The 223-nt window shown below is 48.0% G+C and carries 1 protein-coding gene; it reads right to left on the reverse strand.

The annotated features are described in order from the left end of the window. The coding region (locus AAC854_RS23900; RefSeq protein WP_340619217.1) for a helix-turn-helix domain-containing protein at nt 1-223 on the reverse strand (223 nt) is incomplete at both ends.

A 223-nucleotide genomic window follows, 5' to 3' on the forward strand; every position in this document is an offset into this window, starting at 1 on the left:
TAAATTGTTGCTGTTTATGCGCATCGAATTTATGCGGCACTCCCTTGGGTTTTTTGTAGCTGAAACCTTGACGGTGAAGCCATTTCGTCATGCCGGCCACGCTGAAAGAAACCTGCCAACGTGCTCGGACATAGGCCACAATTTGGGCGGTAGTATGCATCAAATTTGCCGTCAAATAATCAATCAGAGCGGCGGTTTGTTCGGCAGAGAGATGGCTTTCAGA

It is taken from the genome of Xenorhabdus entomophaga (assembly GCF_037996725.1).
GTDB lineage: Bacteria > Pseudomonadota > Gammaproteobacteria > Enterobacterales > Enterobacteriaceae > Xenorhabdus > Xenorhabdus khoisanae.